Source organism: Variovorax sp. V116 (genome assembly GCF_041154435.1).
Lineage (GTDB): Bacteria > Pseudomonadota > Gammaproteobacteria > Burkholderiales > Burkholderiaceae_C > Variovorax > Variovorax paradoxus.
This window is the reverse complement of sequence record NZ_AP028661.1, coordinates 2,823,571-2,837,241: the sequence shown is the minus strand read 5'-3', so window position 1 is coordinate 2,837,241 and position 13,671 is coordinate 2,823,571. Positions and strand designations below refer to the sequence as shown.

Sequence of the window (13,671 nt, the reverse complement as noted above, 5' to 3'; positions counted from 1 at the left end):
TTCGTCTCCTTCAGCGCGGCACCAGGAAGACCGCTTTCTCCGACACCTGAAAACCGCCGCGTTCGTCCCGGATGTCGAAGTGCACCGTGTGCGAGCCCGCGGGAACCGCGCCGTAGGGCACCTGCAGCCGCACCGCGACCCAGCGCGACTGCGCCGCACCCACCGCGACCGCCGCGCCGGGCGAGACGGTCAGGCCCTCGATGCCGTGGGCGGCAATGCGGTAGTCGCGCGGCTCCTCGGTGGCGTTCATGATCTGCAGCCGGTAGACGTTCTCGAGCGGGCCGTCCTCGACGATGCGGGCCAGCGAGGCGCGGTCGCGCACCACGTCCACCTTCAGCGGCGTGCGCGCCACGAGGCTCGCGAGCAGCCCGACGACCAGCAGCGACAGGATGGCGCTGTAGACCAGCACGCGCGGACGCAGCACCCGGCGCAGCAGCTGGCGGCGCGACCATCCGGCCTCCATGCCGTTCTGCGTGTCGTAGCGGATCAGCCGCGGCGCATAGGCCATCTTCTGCATCACCGTGTCGCAGGCATCCACGCACAGGCCGCAGCCGATGCATTCGTGCTGCAGCCCCTGGCGGATGTCGATGCCGGTCGGGCACACCTGCACGCACAGCCCGCAGTCGATGCAGTCGCCCAGCGCCATGCTGCGCGGGTCGATGCCCTTGCGCCGGGGCGCGCGCGGCTCGCCGCGCTTGGGGTCGTAGCTGACGATGAGCGTGTCGCGGTCGAACATGGCGCTCTGGAAGCGCGCATACGGGCACATGTACTTGCACACCTGCTCGCGCATGAAGCCCGCGTTGCCATAGGTCGCAAAGCCGTAGAAGAACACCCAGAACACTTCCCACGAGCCCATCCGGGTCTGCAGGAAGGCCATGCCCAGCTCGCGGATCGGCGTGAAGTAGCCCACGAAGCTGAAGCCCGTCCACATGGCGATGCCGATCCACACCAGGTGCTTGAACCACTTCTTCACCAGCTTCTCGAGCGACATCGATTCCCCGTCCAGCCGCATGCGCGCGGTGCGGTTGCCCTCGATCCGGTGCTCCACCCACATGAAGATCTCGGTGTAGACGGTCTGCGGGCAGGCATAGCCGCACCACAGCCGCCCGGCCACGGCGGTGAAGAGAAAGAGCGCCAGCGCGCTCACCACCAGCAGCCCCGAGAGGTAGATCAGGTCCTGCGGATACAGCACCAGGCCGAAGACGTAGAAGCGCCGCGCGGCCAGGTCGAACAGCAGCAGCTGCCGCTCGCCCCACTGGGCCCACGGCAGGCCGTAGAACAGCAGCTGGGTCAGGAAGACCATGCCCCAGCGCCAGCGCGCGAACATGCCGCGCACGGTGCGCGGATAGATCTTCTTGGAGGCCTCGTACAGGCCCACCGACTCGCTCTCGGCCGGCGCGATCGGAATGATCTTGCGCGTGCCGGGGCCGGCCTGGGCCGATGCGGCGGAAACGGGAGCGGATGGATCCATGGTGATGGCCTGGCGGCGTCAGGGCCCCGTGGCAGGGTTGGAAAGTCCCCACACATAGGACGCGAGCAGCTTGATCTGCGCCTCGGTGAGCCGGCCTTCCTGCGCGGGCATCTCGCTGTGCTTGCCGGCATTGACCATCTGCACGATGGCCGCCTCGCCGTAGCCATGCAGCCAGGTCTTGTCGCTCAGGTTGGGCGCGCCCACCGCCTGGTTGCCCACGCCGCCGATGCCGTGGCAGGCGGCGCACACCGTGAACTTTGACTTGCCGAGGCCGGCGCGCACCGAATCGTGCGGCGCACCTGAAAGGCTCAGCACGTAGTTCGCCACGTTCTTCACGTCGTCCTGCGTGCCCACCGCCGCGGCCATTGGCGGCATCGTGCCGATGCGGCCCTTGGTGATGGTCTCGGCGATCTTCTCGGGCGTGCCGCCGTGCAGCCAGTCCTTGTCGGTCAGGTTGGGAAAGCCCTTGCTGCCGCGCGCATCGGAGCCGTGGCACTGGGAACAGTTGTTCATGAACAGGCGCTCGCCGATGGCCATGGCCTTGGGTTCGCGCGCGATGTCTTCCATGGTCATGCCGGCGTAGCTCGCGTAGACGGGCGCCAGCGCCGCGGTGGCCTTGGCCACGTCCTCTTCGTACTCGCTCCGGGTGCTCCAGTTCGCCTGGCCGCTGAAGCTGCCCAGGCCCGGAAAGACCACCAGGTAGCCCACCGCGAAGACGATGGTCAGCACGAAAAGGCCGATCCACCACATGGGCAGCGGATTGTTGGACTCGCGCAGGTCCTCGTCCCACACGTGGCCGGTGGTGTTGTCCGCATCGGAAGGCACGCGCTTGCGGGCCGTGAGCCACAGCAGCAGCATGCATCCGAGGATGCTCAGCACCGCGCCCGCGGCAACGTAGTTGGACCAGAAGTTGTTGACGAAATCGCTCATCGTGGGCCCCTTTTGTTCTTCAGTCCTGCTCGAACGGCAGCTGCGCGGCTTCCTCGAAGCGCGGCGCGTTGCGGCGGGCATAGGCCCAGGCCACGATGCCGAGGAAAAGCACGAAGCACGAAACGGTGGCGGCAACGCGCAAGGTGGTGATGTCGATCATGGTTCGGTGCTCCCTACTTGAGCGCGAGGCCCAGCGATTGCAGGTACGCCACGGTGGCGTCCATCTCGGTCTTGCCGCGCACGTCGTCGGCGGCACGGGCGATCTCCTCGTCCGTGTAGGGCACGCCGACCTGGCGCAGCGCACGCATGTGGCGCGGAACGGCATCGGCATCGACCTGGGTCTTGTCCAGCCAGGCATAGGCCGGCATGTTCGATTCGGGCACCAGGTCGCGCGGGTTGTTCAGGTGGATGCGGTGCCATTCGTCGCTGTACTTGCCGCCCACGCGGTGCAGGTCGGGGCCGGTGCGCTTGCTGCCCCACTGGAACGGATGGTCGTAGACGAACTCGCCGGCCACCGAGTAGTGGCCGTAGCGCAGCGTCTCCGAGCGGAACGGCCGGATCATCTGCGAGTGGCAGTTGTAGCAGCCCTCGCGCAGGTAGACGTCGCGGCCGGCCAGCTGCAGCGCGGTGTTCGGCTTCAGGCCCTGGATCGGCTCGGTGGTCGACTTCTGGAAGAACAGCGGCACGATCTCGACCAGGCCGCCGATGGCGACGACCACGAGGATCAGCACGATCATCAGCAGGTTGTTGGTCTCCACCTTCTCATGGGTGAAGCCGGTGCTGGAGGGGGTCTTTTGCGTCATGGCGCTTCCTCAGGCGTGGGCAATGGCAACGGGGGGAATGGCGGCCTGCATGGAGCGCCCGGAGATGACGGTCATCCACACGTTCCATGCCATCACCAGCATTCCGGCCAGATACAGCAGGCCGCCGGCCAGCCGCACCACGTAGAACGGGAAGGTGGCCTTCACGCTCTCCACGAAGGTGTAGGTGAGCGTGCCGTCGGGATTGATGGCGCGCCACATCAGGCCCTGCATCACGCCGGCGATCCACATGGCGGCGATGTACAGCACGATGCCGATGGTGGCCATCCAGAAATGCGCCTCGATGGCCTTCACGCTGAACATGGCGGTGCGGCCGTACATGCGCGGGATCAGGTAGTACAGCGAGCCCATGGTGATGAAGCCCACCCAGCCCAGCGCGCCGGAGTGCACGTGGCCGATGGTCCAGTCGGTGTAGTGGCTCAGGGCGTTGACGGTCTTGATCGACATCATCGGACCCTCGAAGGTCGACATGCCGTAGAACGACAGCGCCACGATCAGGAAGCGCAGGATCGGGTCGGTGCGCAGCTTGTGCCAGGCGCCCGAGAGCGTCATCACGCCGTTGATCATGCCGCCCCAGCTCGGCGCGAGCAGGATCAGCGAGAACACCATGCCCAGCGACTGCGTCCAGTCCGGCAGCGCCGTGTAGTGCAGGTGGTGCGGGCCGGCCCACATGTAGGTGAAGATCAGCGCCCAGAAGTGGACGATGGAGAGCCGGTACGAATACACCGGCCGGCCGGCCTGCTTGGGGATGTAGTAGTACATCATCCCGAGGAAGCCCGCGGTGAGGAAGAAGCCCACCGCGTTGTGGCCGTACCACCACTGCACCATCGCGTCCTGCACGCCGGCATAGGCCGAGTAGCTCTTCATCCAACCCGCCGGAATCTCGGCGCTGTTGACGATGTGCAGCAGCGCCACCGCGATGATGAAGGCGCCGTAGAACCAGTTGGCCACGTAGATGTGGCGCACGCGGCGCATGCCGATGGTGCCGAAGAACACCACCGCATAGGCCACCCACACCACCGCGATCAGGATGTCGATCGGCCATTCGAGCTCGGCGTATTCCTTGCCCGTGGTGTAGCCCAGCGGCAGGCTGATGGCGGCGGCCACGATCACCGCCTGCCAGCCCCAGACCACGAACGACGCGAGCGCCGGCGCGAACAGCCGGACCTGGCAGGTGCGCTGCACCACGTGGAAGCTGGTGGCCATGAGCGCGCAGCCGCCGAACGCGAAGATCACCGCGTTGGTGTGCAGCGGCCGCAGCCGCCCGTAGCTGAGCCACGGGATGCCAAGGCTGAATTCGGGCCAGGCGAGCTCGGTGGCGATGATCACGCCGACCAGCATGCCGACCACGCCCCAGACCACGGACATGAGGGCGAGCTGCCGTACGGCGGTGTCGTCGTAGACCGCTGCGGGAGGATGGGGTTCTTGCATCGTGGTGCCTCTTGATGGACTGCGGGCAGTGTCCCCGCGCCCTCCTCCCGAGGGTTTGATGCAGATCAATCGCCGCGCAGGATGCGGTCGCCTTCGATCTCGATGTCTTCGAACTGCCCGCGCTCGATGGCCCACCAGAGGCCGCCAAGTATGGCGAGCACCAGCACGACCGACAGCGGGATCAGCAGGAAGAGGATGTCCATCAGCGCACCGCCCTGGCCTCGGAAGCTGCGGGGGCCGCGAGCCGCGCCGCATTGAGCACCACCACCAGCGAACTCGCCGCCATGCCCAGCCCGGCCAGCCAGGCGGGCAGCCAGCCCATGACGGCCAGCGGCACGCACAGCGCGTTGTAGCCGGCCGCCCATGCCAGGTTCTGCCGCACCACGCGCAGCGTTCGCCGCGCCTGCGCGATGGTGCGCGGAATGGCCGCGAGCGCATCGCCCGGCACCACGAAGTCGGTCCGTGCGCGCGCGAGCGGCACGGCGCGCCCGAAGGCGAAGGAGGCATTCGCGCGCGCCAGCGAAGGCCCGTCGTTCAGGCCGTCGCCCACCATCGCCACCTGCCGGCCTTCGGCCTGCAGCCGCCACAGGACCGCGAGCTTGTCCTCGGGCGTGCAGCCGCCCTGTGCGAATTCGATGCCGGCGCGCGCAGCGATCTCCCGCGCGGCGCTGTCGCGGTCGCCCGACAGCAGGCGCACCGTGACGCCTTCGGCCTGCAGCGCCGCCACCGCGGCGGCGGCGTCCCGGCGCAGCTCCTCGGCCAGCACGAAGCTCGCGATCCAGCCCTGCTCGTCGCTCAGGTGCACCTGCGGCGCCTCGACCTGCAGCGGCGCCACGCCGCAATGGTTCGCCGAGCCCAGCCGCACGCGCCGCGCCGGGCCGCCGGCATCGCCGCTTCGGCGCAGCAGGCCTTCGAGCCCGAGACCGGCCAGCTCAGTCGGTTGCGTGACCTCCCAGCCGGGCGGCGCGCGGAACTGCGCATTCCATGCATTCACCAGTGCACGCGCGCCCGGATGCAGCGAGTGCGCGCCGAGCGCGGCGCCGATCTCCAGCGCATCGCCCGGGCGCAAACCCTGGCGGCAGTACACGCGTTCCAGGCGCGGCGTGTCGCCGGTCAGCGTGCCCGTCTTGTCGAAGATCACCGTATCGACCGAGGCCAGCGCCTCCAGCGCCTGCAGGTTGGAGGTCAGCACGCCGCCGCGCGCCAGCGCGCCCGCGCTCGCAAGCATGGCGGCCGGCGTGGCGAGCGAGAGCGCGCACGGGCAGGTCACGATCAGCACCGCCACCGCCACCATCAGCGCGCGGCCCGGGTCGGCATGCCACCAGAAAGCCGCGGCGCCGGCAGCCGACACCAGCACCAGCACGAGAAACGGCCGCGCGATGCGGTCGGCGAGCTGGGCCAGGCGCGGCTTGCCGAGCGCGGCGCTTTCCATCAGCCGCACGATCTGCGCGAAGCGCGTGCCCTCGCCCACCGATTCGATGCGCAGCTGCACGGTGGCCGAGAGGTTGTGGCTGCCCGCCAGCACGCGCTCGCCGCGCGCCCGCGCCACGGGGCGGGATTCGCCGGTCAGCAGCGCTTCGTCGGTGCTGGTGCCGCCGTCGATCAGCACGCCGTCGGCCGGAAAGGCCTCGCCCGGGCGCACCCGCACCACGTCGCCCGCGGCCAGGCGCCGCACCGCCACGCGCTGCCAGCCGCCATCGGCCCCGAGCCGCTCGACGCCATCGGGCAGGCGGTTCATCACGGCCTCGAGCGAGCCGGCCGTGCGGTCGCGCAGCCGCGCCTCGAGCCAGCGGCCCGTGAGCAGGAAGAACACGAACATGGTCAGCGAGTCGAAATAGACCTCGTGTCCCAATGCGCCCGCGCCGTCGAAGGTGGCCGCGGTGCTGACCGCGAACGCAATGGCGATGCCGAAGGCGACCGGCACGTCCATGCCGATGCGCGCATGGCGAAGGTCGCGCCACGCACTGCGAAAGAACGGCCCGCAGGAGAAGAACAGCACCGGCAGCGTCAGCACCCAGGAGGCCCAGCGAAGCAGCTGGGCGGCGTCCGGCGTCATTTCCCCGGGCTGCGCGATGTAGGCCGGGTAGGCGTACATCATCACCTGCATCATGCAAAAGCCCGACACCAGCCAGCGCCAGAGCGCGAGCCGCAACTCGCGCGAACGGCGCTCGCGTGCGGAGCCGTCGGCGGCGGGCACCAGCCGGTAGCCGGCGGCCTCTGAAGCCTCGAACCAGCGCGAGGGCCGCGTCTGCGCGGCGGACCACAGCACGCGGGCACGCTGGCTCGCGGCATTCACCTGCACCTCGAGCACGCCCGCGACGCGCAGCAGCGCGGCCTCCACGGCGAGGCCGCAGCCCGCGCAGTGCATGCCTTCCACCGCCACCTGCGATTCCCAGCGCCCCGTGCCCGCATCGCCGCCATCGAGCGCATGGCCGAAGGCGGGCCATTCGGCGGGATCGTCGAGCACCTGCCACGCCTCACGGGGTGCCCGTGGGAGCGCGGCGGCCGGGGAAAAGGAGGCGAGCGCGGCTTGCATCGGGCAAGGCTAAGGGCCGGCCAGGCGCGCGCATTTGATCTGCATCAAGCGGCGCGGGTGGCTGCCTGCCTAAGCTCGCGGCACACGTCTCCGGAAAGAAAAACCATGTACAAGCGCATTCTCGTGGCCACCGACGGCTCCACGCTCTCGAAGAAGGCGGTCACGAGCGCGATCGCCCTCGCGAGCCGGCACGATGCCGACCTTGTCGCGCTCACCGTGGTGCCGCGCTACCCCAAGAGCTACTTCGACGGCGCGATGTCCTTCTCGCCCGAAGACATCGCCCGGGTCGAGAAGCAATGGGCCGACAAGGCACAGGACATGCTCGACGCCGTGGCCGCGCGCGCGGTGGCGAGCGGCGTGCAGCTGAAGACCGCCATCGCCAACTCGGACCTGGTGGCCGAATCGATCGTCGCCGCCGCAAAGAAGCACAAGTGCGACCTGATCGTCATGGCCTCGCACGGCCGCAAGGGCATCAAGCGGCTGCTGCTGGGCAGCGAGACGCAGCACGTGCTGACGCACTCCACGCTGCCCGTGCTGGTGCTGCGCTGACCGCGCGGCGGGCCTCAGCTTCAGGCGGCCTGCATCGAGCCCGCGCCGAGCGCGTCGTTCTCGGCGTCGCTGAGCCAGCGGCGCTTGTCGCGCAGCGGCGGCGCGCCGAACATGCGGCTGTACTCGCGCGCGAACTGCGACGGGCTCTCGTAGCCCACGCTGTGCGCCGCGCTCGACACGTCGGCGCCGGCCATCAGCATCTGGCGGCGCGCTTCCTGCAGGCGCAGCTGCTTCTGGTACTGCAGCGGGCTCATGGCCGTCACGGCCTTGAAGTGATGGTGGAACGACGACACGCTCATGTGCACTGCGCGCGCCATGTCCTCGATCCGCAGCGACTGCGAATAGTTGATGCGCAGCGCGCTGATCGCCTTGGCGATGCGCTGGGTGTGGCTGTCCTGCAGCGCGATCTGCCGCAGCCGCGCGCCCTCCCCGTTCACCAGCAGGCGGTACATGATCTCGCGCTTGATGAGCGGCGCCATGATCGGCACGTCCTCGGGCGACTCGACCAGCCGCAGCAGCCGCAGCACCGGCTCGAGCACCGGCATGCCGATGCGGTTGACGTACATGCCGCGGGAGGCAGGCGCATTGGCCTTCGCGGGCAGCTTCTCGTCGCCGATGAGCTTGCCGATCTCGTCGATCGCCAGTTCCAGCCGCACGCCCAGGTAGGGCTCGTTGTCGCTCGTCAGGCGCACCTGGCCGCACACCGGCAGGTCGACCGAGGTCACCAGGTAGTGCATCGGGTCGTACACATAGATGTCGTCGCCCACGATGATCCGCTTGGAGCCCTGCGCGATGAGCCCGAGCGCCGGGGTCGCGAAGGCATGCTTGGGGCCGTCGGGCTTGCTGATGCAGAACACCTGCAGGCCGGCCACCGGCGTTTCCACGGTGCCGTCCTGGCCGCGCGTGATGCGGTTGATCAGCGCGACCAGTTCCTTCCTGGCTTCGTCGAGTTCGGGCTCCAGCGGCATCGGCTGGGCAATGGCGGCAGCGATTTCGGGTGTGTCTTGGGGCATGTTCGGGGGGCCTTGTCACGGATGGGGCCGCGGTGGCGGCCGGCGTGGAGGATCGGGTGGTTCAAAGCTTAGCGCCACGCCAACGAATCTGCACGGCCCGTGCAGGAGGTCTGGAGAAATAGGCAAGGACTTTGCAGGAACGCGCTCGCCATGCCCGGCGCCGCGGCCGGATACTTTTGCGGACGGCGGGGGCTTTCCGGCCTCCTTCTTGCGCCACCCATCCAAAGGACATCTCTCATGCAGTACCGCAAATTCGGCCGCACCGGCCTGTTCGTTTCCGAACTCTGCCTCGGCACCATGACCTTCGGCGGCGCCAGCGGCATCTGGGGCCAGATCGGCAACCTCCAGCAGTCCGAGGCGGAAGGCCTGGTCGGCCGCGCGCTCGACGCCGGCATCAACTTCATCGACACCGCTGACGTGTATTCCGAAGGGTTGTCGGAAACCATCACCGGCCAGGCGCTGAAGAACCTCAAGGTGCCGCGCGAGAACGTGGTGGTCGCCACCAAGGTGTTCGGCGAGACCGGCAAGACCGCCAACGCGGCCGGCGCCTCGCGCTACCACATCATGGACGGCGTGAAGGCCAGCCTCAGGCGCCTGCAGCTGGACCACATCGACCTCTACCAGATCCACGGCTTCGACCCCGTCACGCCCATCGAGGAAACCGTGCGCGCGCTGGACAACCTGGTGCAGCAGGGCCACGTGCGCTACGTGGGCGTTTCCAACTGGGCGGCCTGGCAGATCATGAAGGCGCTGGGCATTGCCGAGCGCCAGGGGCTCGCGCGCTTCGAATCGCTGCAGGCCTACTACACCATCGCGGGCCGCGACCTGGAGCGCGAACTGGCGCCGATGCTGCAGAGCGAAAACCTCGGCCTGATGGTCTGGAGCCCGCTGGCGGGTGGCCTGCTGAGCGGCAAGTACGGGCGTGGCACCGAAGCCGAGAAAGGCAGCCGCCGCACCAGCTTCGACTTTCCGCCCGTGAACGTCGAGCGTGCCTACGACTGCATCGACGTGATGCGCCAGCTGGCCGAAGCGCGCAAGGTGTCGGTGGCGCAGATCGCGCTTGCGTGGCTGCTGCACCAGCCGGTGGTGACCAGCGTGATCGTCGGCGCCAAGCGCGTCGCGCAGCTGGACGACAACATTGCCGCCACCGCGATCCGGCTCTCCGCCGACGAGCTGGCCGAACTCGGCAAGGTGAGCGCCCTGCCCTCCGAGTACCCCGGCTGGATGCTCGAGCGCCAGGGCGGCGCGCGGGCGAAGCGGCTGGCTGAATCAGGCCAGCGCGGCTGAGCGGCTGAGCTCGGCCGGCGTCGCCGGGTGGCTGAACTCGGCCAGCTCCGCCGACCGGCGCGCCGCGTAGGCCGCCGTGGCGCGCAATGCGCGCAGGTCGAGGTGCCGCGCGGCGCTGGCCGCCGAGGGTTCGGCCAGGTGCGGCACCACACCGAGCAGCGGCGCACCGAGCCGGCCGCGCAGCGTCTGCAGATTGGCTTCGGGCGCCAGCATGCCCGGTTCGATGGTGCTCGCGATCCACCCCGCCAGCACGAGCCCGCGCGCGCGGATCGCCTCCGCCGTGAGCAGCGCGTGGTTCAGGCAGCCCAGGCGCAGCCCGACCACCAGGATCACCGGCAGTCCCAGCGCCACGGCCAACTCGGCGCTGTCGAGGTCGTCGCCGAACGGCACGCAGAAGCCGCCCACGCCTTCGACCACCACCGCGTCGGCGCACTGCGACAACGCCGCGAAGGCCGACAGCAGCGGCGGCAATTCGATGCGCACGCCCTCCTCCCTTGCCGCCAGATGCGGCGACATCGGCGCGCGCAGCAGGTACGGGCAGCGCAGGGCCAGCGGCGCATCGACATTGCCGGCCGCGCGCAGCTGCTCGACGTCATCGTTGCGCCAGGCGCCATCGACCAGCTCCAGCCCTGCGGCCACCGGCTTCATGCCGACCGCGCGCAGGCCCGAGGCGGCCAGCAGGCTCAGCATCGCGCTGCTGGCCAGCGTCTTGCCGACGCCCGTGTCGGTGCCGGTGACGAACCAGCGGCGGTGTGCCGTGGGTGCACGCAGCGCGGCGCTCATGCGGCCTCTTTCCACGGCCGCGCCAACGCATCGCCCAAGGCATCGAGCAGCCGCGCCACATCGTCCTCCGAGTGGCTGGCCGACAGCGTGATCCGCAGCCGCGCGGTGCCGGCGGGCACTGTCGGCGGGCGGATCGCGCCGACGCGCAAACCGCGGGCATCGAGTTGCGCCATCGCCTGCATCGCGCGCGCGTTGTCGCCGACGACCAGCGGCTGGATCGCGGTGGGCGATTCGGGCAGCCAGGCGCTGCCGTCCGCCGGCAGGATCGCCTCGAGGCCGCGGCGCAGCTGGGCGATGCGCGCCTTCAAATGGGCGCGGCGCAGGTCGCCTTCCTCGCTTTCGATCAGCGTGAGGCTCGCGAGCAGCGCATGCGCAATGGCCGGCGGCGCGGCGGTGGTGAAGATGTACGGCCGCGCGCGCTGCACCAGGTAGTCGATGACCGTGCGGTGCGCCGCCACGAACGCGCCCGACACCCCGGCCGCCTTGCCCAGCGTGCCGACGAGCACCAGCCGCTCCGAGCGCAGCCCCATGGCCTGCAGCACGCCGCGACCCGTGGCGCCGAGCACGCCAAAGCCGTGCGCATCGTCCAGCACCAGCCAGGCGTCGTGGCGCTCGGCCAGCGCGAGCAGCTCGGCCACGGGCGCGATGTTGCCGTCCATGCTGAAGACCGCATCGCTCACGATCAGCTTGACCGGCGCATCGCAGGCGCCGAGCTGCGCATCGAGCGCGGCCACGCCGCAGTGCGGATAGCGCTCGACCCGCGCCTTGGCCAGCCGCGCCCCGTCGATCAGCGATGCGTGGTTGAGAGACTCCGAAAAGATCACCGCCTCCGCGCCGCCGAGCGCCGACAGCACCGCGAGGTTGGCCATGTAGCCCGTGCAGAAGAACAGGCTCTGCGCCTCCGGGATGAACGGCGCCATCCAGCCGGCCAGCCGCTCCTCGAGCTCGGCGTGCGCGCGCGAGTGGCCGAGGATCAGGTGCGACCCGCCGCTACCCGTGCCGTAGCGCGCCGCGCCCTCGGCCAGTGCGGCGGCCAGCGCCGGATGCGCGGCCAGGCCGAGGTAGTCGTTGCTGCTGAAGCCGAGCATGGTGCGCGGCGCGCCCGCGCCGGCCAGCGTCAGCGATTGCCCGGGTGCGCAGGCGGTTTCGGCGATCTGCCGGCGGCGCCGCAGCGATTGCGCGTCGAGCGCCGTGATCTCGTCCTGCAGGCGTTCAAGCAAGCGCGGCATTGCGGCCTCCTTCCTCTGCGTGGGCGGAAGCGGCCACCGCTTCCAGCGTGGCCAGGGTGCCGTCGACCAGCCGGTCGATGTCGTCGTCGCCGATCGCGTAGGGCGGCATGAGGTAGACGGTCGGGCCGATCGGGCGCATCAGCAGTCCGTTTGCGCGTGCGGCCAGGTGAAAGCGTTCCGCGAACCGGGCGCCGGGCTCGCGCACGTCGAAGGCCGTGATCATTCCGCGCTGGCGCAGGTGATCGACGGGCATGCCGTGCAGCCCCTCGCGCAAGCGGCCGATCAGCCGCTCGGCGCGGGCGCGGTTGCGGCGCAGCGCGTCCTCGTGCTCGAACAGGTCGAGCGTGGCCAGCGCCGCGCGGCAAGCCAGCGCGTTGCCGGTGTAGGAATGGGAATGCAGGAAGCTGCGCGCCACGTCGTCGTCCACGAAGCCCTGGTAGATCGCATCGCGCGTCATCACCAGCGCCAGCGGCAGGTAGCCGCCGCTGATGCCCTTGGACAGGCACAGGAAGTCGGGCCAGATGCCGGCCTGCTCGCAGGCGAAGAAGCTGCCGGTGCGCCCGCAGCCCACTGCAATCTCGTCGGCGATGAGGTGCACGCCGTAGCGGTCGCACAGTGCCCGCACGAGGCGCAAGTAGTCGGGGTCGTGCATCGCCATGCCGGTGGCGCATTGCACCAGCGGCTCGACGATCACGGCGGCGATCGATGCATGCCGTTCGGCCAGCAGCGCTTCGAGCTCGGCCGCGGCACGGCGCGCCACGGCAGCGGCGTCTTCGCCCGACCGCGCGGCCCGGGCGTCGGGCGATGCCACGAGGTGCGCATTCGCGAGCAGCGGCGCGTACGCGTCGCGGAACACCGGCACGTCGGTCACATGCAGCGCGCCCAGCGTTTCGCCGTGGTAGCCCTGCCGCAGCGCGACGAAGTCATGCTTGCCGGCGCGGCCCGCATTGCGCCAGGCATGAAAGCTCATCTTCAACGCGATCTCCACCGCCGAGGCGCCGTCCGAGGCATAGAAGCAATGGCCCAGCGCATGGCCGGTCAGCGCGGCGAGCCGCTCGGCCAGCTCGACGGCCGGCGCGTGCGTGCAGCCCGCGAGCATCACGTGCGAGAGCGTGTCGAGCTGGTCCTTGAGCGCGGCGTTGATGGCCGGGTGCGCATGGCCGAAGAGATTGACCCACCACGAGCTCGTTGCGTCGAGGTAGCGGCGTCCGTCGTGGTCGAACAGCCAGACGCCCTCGCCCCGCGCGATCGGCAGCGGCGGCACCGCCTCGAGCCGGATGCTCTGCGTGCACGGATGCCAGACGTGGCGCCGGCTGCGCTGCTGCCAGCCGGCGTTTTTCGATGCGGCGGGCATCGAGGGAGAAGCAATCGTTGGCGGCATCCGCGCATTCCTTTGGGGCAAGGCGCGGGATCGTATCGGCGCCCATGCGGCGCGGCAAACCGCCGGTGCGGGCATCGGAATGCGGGCACTTGAACGACGTTGGCCGGGGTAGCACGCCCGTTCGGACCAAGGCCGCGCAACAGGGCGGCATCGTGTACGGAGGCGGGTCCGCAAGGCCAATGCAAGTTGTCTTGGCGGCGACAAAGATTTTTGCGGAGTATCGAGTTCTTACCTTGATCG

General features: G+C 69.7%; 13 protein-coding genes. 2 read left to right on the top strand and 11 right to left on the bottom strand.

Annotation, left to right across the window (positions count from 1 at the left end):
• Positions 1-10 precede the first annotated feature (10 nt).
• The 7 genes from ccoG to ACAM58_RS13540 all read right to left on the bottom strand — a co-directional run bounded on the left by ccoG (position 11) and on the right by ACAM58_RS13540 (position 7,189).
• A complete protein-coding gene (gene ccoG / locus ACAM58_RS13570) occupies positions 11-1,471 on the bottom strand; it encodes a cytochrome c oxidase accessory protein CcoG (protein WP_369662992.1) in 1,461 nt (486 codons plus the stop codon).
• An 18-nt stretch (positions 1,472-1,489) separates the two neighbouring features.
• Positions 1,490-2,401: a cytochrome-c oxidase, cbb3-type subunit III gene (gene ccoP, locus ACAM58_RS13565; protein ID WP_369662991.1), complete on the bottom strand. Its 912-nt coding sequence runs from the start codon at positions 2,399-2,401 to the stop codon at positions 1,490-1,492.
• Between the two features lie 19 nt (positions 2,402-2,420).
• Entirely contained in the window at positions 2,421-2,561 is a 141-nt protein-coding gene (locus ACAM58_RS13560; RefSeq protein WP_012747922.1) for a CcoQ/FixQ family Cbb3-type cytochrome c oxidase assembly chaperone, read from the bottom strand.
• A gap of 13 nt (positions 2,562-2,574) precedes the next feature.
• Positions 2,575-3,204, bottom strand: a complete 630-nt coding sequence (ccoO, locus tag ACAM58_RS13555; protein ID WP_278878322.1) for a cytochrome-c oxidase, cbb3-type subunit II — start codon at positions 3,202-3,204, stop codon at positions 2,575-2,577.
• Positions 3,205-3,213: 9 nt separating this feature from the next.
• Positions 3,214-4,653, bottom strand: a complete 1,440-nt coding sequence (gene ccoN, locus ACAM58_RS13550) for a cytochrome-c oxidase, cbb3-type subunit I (protein ID WP_012747920.1) — start codon at positions 4,651-4,653, stop codon at positions 3,214-3,216.
• Positions 4,654-4,718: 65 nt separating this feature from the next.
• Positions 4,719-4,856 carry a cbb3-type cytochrome oxidase assembly protein CcoS gene (gene ccoS / locus ACAM58_RS13545; RefSeq protein WP_012747919.1) on the bottom strand — a complete coding sequence of 46 codons (138 nt, stop codon included), beginning with the start codon at positions 4,854-4,856 and terminating at the stop codon, positions 4,719-4,721.
• The gene (locus tag ACAM58_RS13540) at positions 4,856-7,189 is read right to left on the bottom strand and encodes a heavy metal translocating P-type ATPase (protein ID WP_369662990.1); all 2,334 of its coding nucleotides are present in this window, start codon (positions 7,187-7,189) and stop codon (positions 4,856-4,858) included. Before ACAM58_RS13540 ends, ccoS begins: the two co-directional genes overlap by 1 nt.
• 105 nt (positions 7,190-7,294) lie before the next feature.
• Between ACAM58_RS13540 and ACAM58_RS13535 the strand changes: the two genes are divergently transcribed.
• Complete coding sequence (locus tag ACAM58_RS13535; RefSeq protein ID WP_369662989.1) at positions 7,295-7,738, top strand: universal stress protein; 444 nt, start codon at positions 7,295-7,297, stop codon at positions 7,736-7,738.
• Between the two features lie 20 nt (positions 7,739-7,758).
• Here the strand turns inward: ACAM58_RS13535 and ACAM58_RS13530 are convergent, their stop codons facing one another.
• Positions 7,759-8,751, bottom strand: a complete 993-nt coding sequence (locus ACAM58_RS13530; protein ID WP_012747916.1) for an AraC family transcriptional regulator — start codon at positions 8,749-8,751, stop codon at positions 7,759-7,761.
• A gap of 237 nt (positions 8,752-8,988) precedes the next feature.
• On the opposite strand from ACAM58_RS13530, the gene ACAM58_RS13525 reads away from it, so the two are divergent.
• Positions 8,989-10,038, top strand: a complete 1,050-nt coding sequence (locus ACAM58_RS13525) for an aldo/keto reductase (RefSeq protein WP_369662988.1) — start codon at positions 8,989-8,991, stop codon at positions 10,036-10,038.
• On the opposite strand, the gene bioD is transcribed toward ACAM58_RS13525, so the two are convergent.
• Genes bioD through bioA form a run of 3 tightly spaced genes read right to left on the bottom strand, consistent with a single transcriptional unit; the run spans position 10,021 to position 13,431 of the window.
• Positions 10,021-10,821, bottom strand: coding sequence for a dethiobiotin synthase (gene bioD, locus ACAM58_RS13520; RefSeq protein ID WP_369662987.1), 801 nt, complete (start codon positions 10,819-10,821; stop codon positions 10,021-10,023). The genes ACAM58_RS13525 and bioD overlap by 18 nt on opposite strands.
• Complete coding sequence (gene bioF / locus ACAM58_RS13515) at positions 10,818-12,050, bottom strand: 8-amino-7-oxononanoate synthase (protein ID WP_369662986.1); 1,233 nt, start codon at positions 12,048-12,050, stop codon at positions 10,818-10,820. The genes bioD and bioF overlap by 4 nt, the downstream gene beginning before the upstream one ends.
• Positions 12,034-13,431, bottom strand: a complete 1,398-nt coding sequence (bioA, locus tag ACAM58_RS13510) for an adenosylmethionine--8-amino-7-oxononanoate transaminase (RefSeq protein WP_369662985.1) — start codon at positions 13,429-13,431, stop codon at positions 12,034-12,036. The genes bioF and bioA overlap by 17 nt, the downstream gene beginning before the upstream one ends.
• Between the last annotated feature and the right edge of the window lie 240 nt (positions 13,432-13,671).

Excerpts from the sequence above, each read along its gene's own strand:
- ccoG (WP_369662992.1), bottom strand. The coding sequence starts at position 1,471 with ATGGATCCATCCGCTCCCGTTTCCGCCGCATCGGCCCAGGCCGGCCCC.
- ccoP (WP_369662991.1), bottom strand. The coding sequence starts at position 2,401 with ATGAGCGATTTCGTCAACAACTTCTGGTCCAACTACGTTGCCGCGGGC.
- ACAM58_RS13560 (WP_012747922.1), bottom strand. The coding sequence starts at position 2,561 with ATGATCGACATCACCACCTTGCGCGTTGCCGCCACCGTTTCGTGCTTC.
- ccoO (WP_278878322.1), bottom strand. The coding sequence starts at position 3,204 with ATGACGCAAAAGACCCCCTCCAGCACCGGCTTCACCCATGAGAAGGTG.
- ccoN (WP_012747920.1), bottom strand. The coding sequence starts at position 4,653 with ATGCAAGAACCCCATCCTCCCGCAGCGGTCTACGACGACACCGCCGTA.
- ccoS (WP_012747919.1), bottom strand. The coding sequence starts at position 4,856 with ATGGACATCCTCTTCCTGCTGATCCCGCTGTCGGTCGTGCTGGTGCTC.
- ACAM58_RS13540 (WP_369662990.1), bottom strand. The coding sequence starts at position 7,189 with ATGCAAGCCGCGCTCGCCTCCTTTTCCCCGGCCGCCGCGCTCCCACGG.
- ACAM58_RS13535 (WP_369662989.1), top strand. The coding sequence starts at position 7,295 with ATGTACAAGCGCATTCTCGTGGCCACCGACGGCTCCACGCTCTCGAAG.
- ACAM58_RS13530 (WP_012747916.1), bottom strand. The coding sequence starts at position 8,751 with ATGCCCCAAGACACACCCGAAATCGCTGCCGCCATTGCCCAGCCGATG.
- ACAM58_RS13525 (WP_369662988.1), top strand. The coding sequence starts at position 8,989 with ATGCAGTACCGCAAATTCGGCCGCACCGGCCTGTTCGTTTCCGAACTC.
- bioD (WP_369662987.1), bottom strand. The coding sequence starts at position 10,821 with ATGAGCGCCGCGCTGCGTGCACCCACGGCACACCGCCGCTGGTTCGTC.
- bioF (WP_369662986.1), bottom strand. The coding sequence starts at position 12,050 with ATGCCGCGCTTGCTTGAACGCCTGCAGGACGAGATCACGGCGCTCGAC.
- bioA (WP_369662985.1), bottom strand. The coding sequence starts at position 13,431 with ATGCCGCCAACGATTGCTTCTCCCTCGATGCCCGCCGCATCGAAAAAC.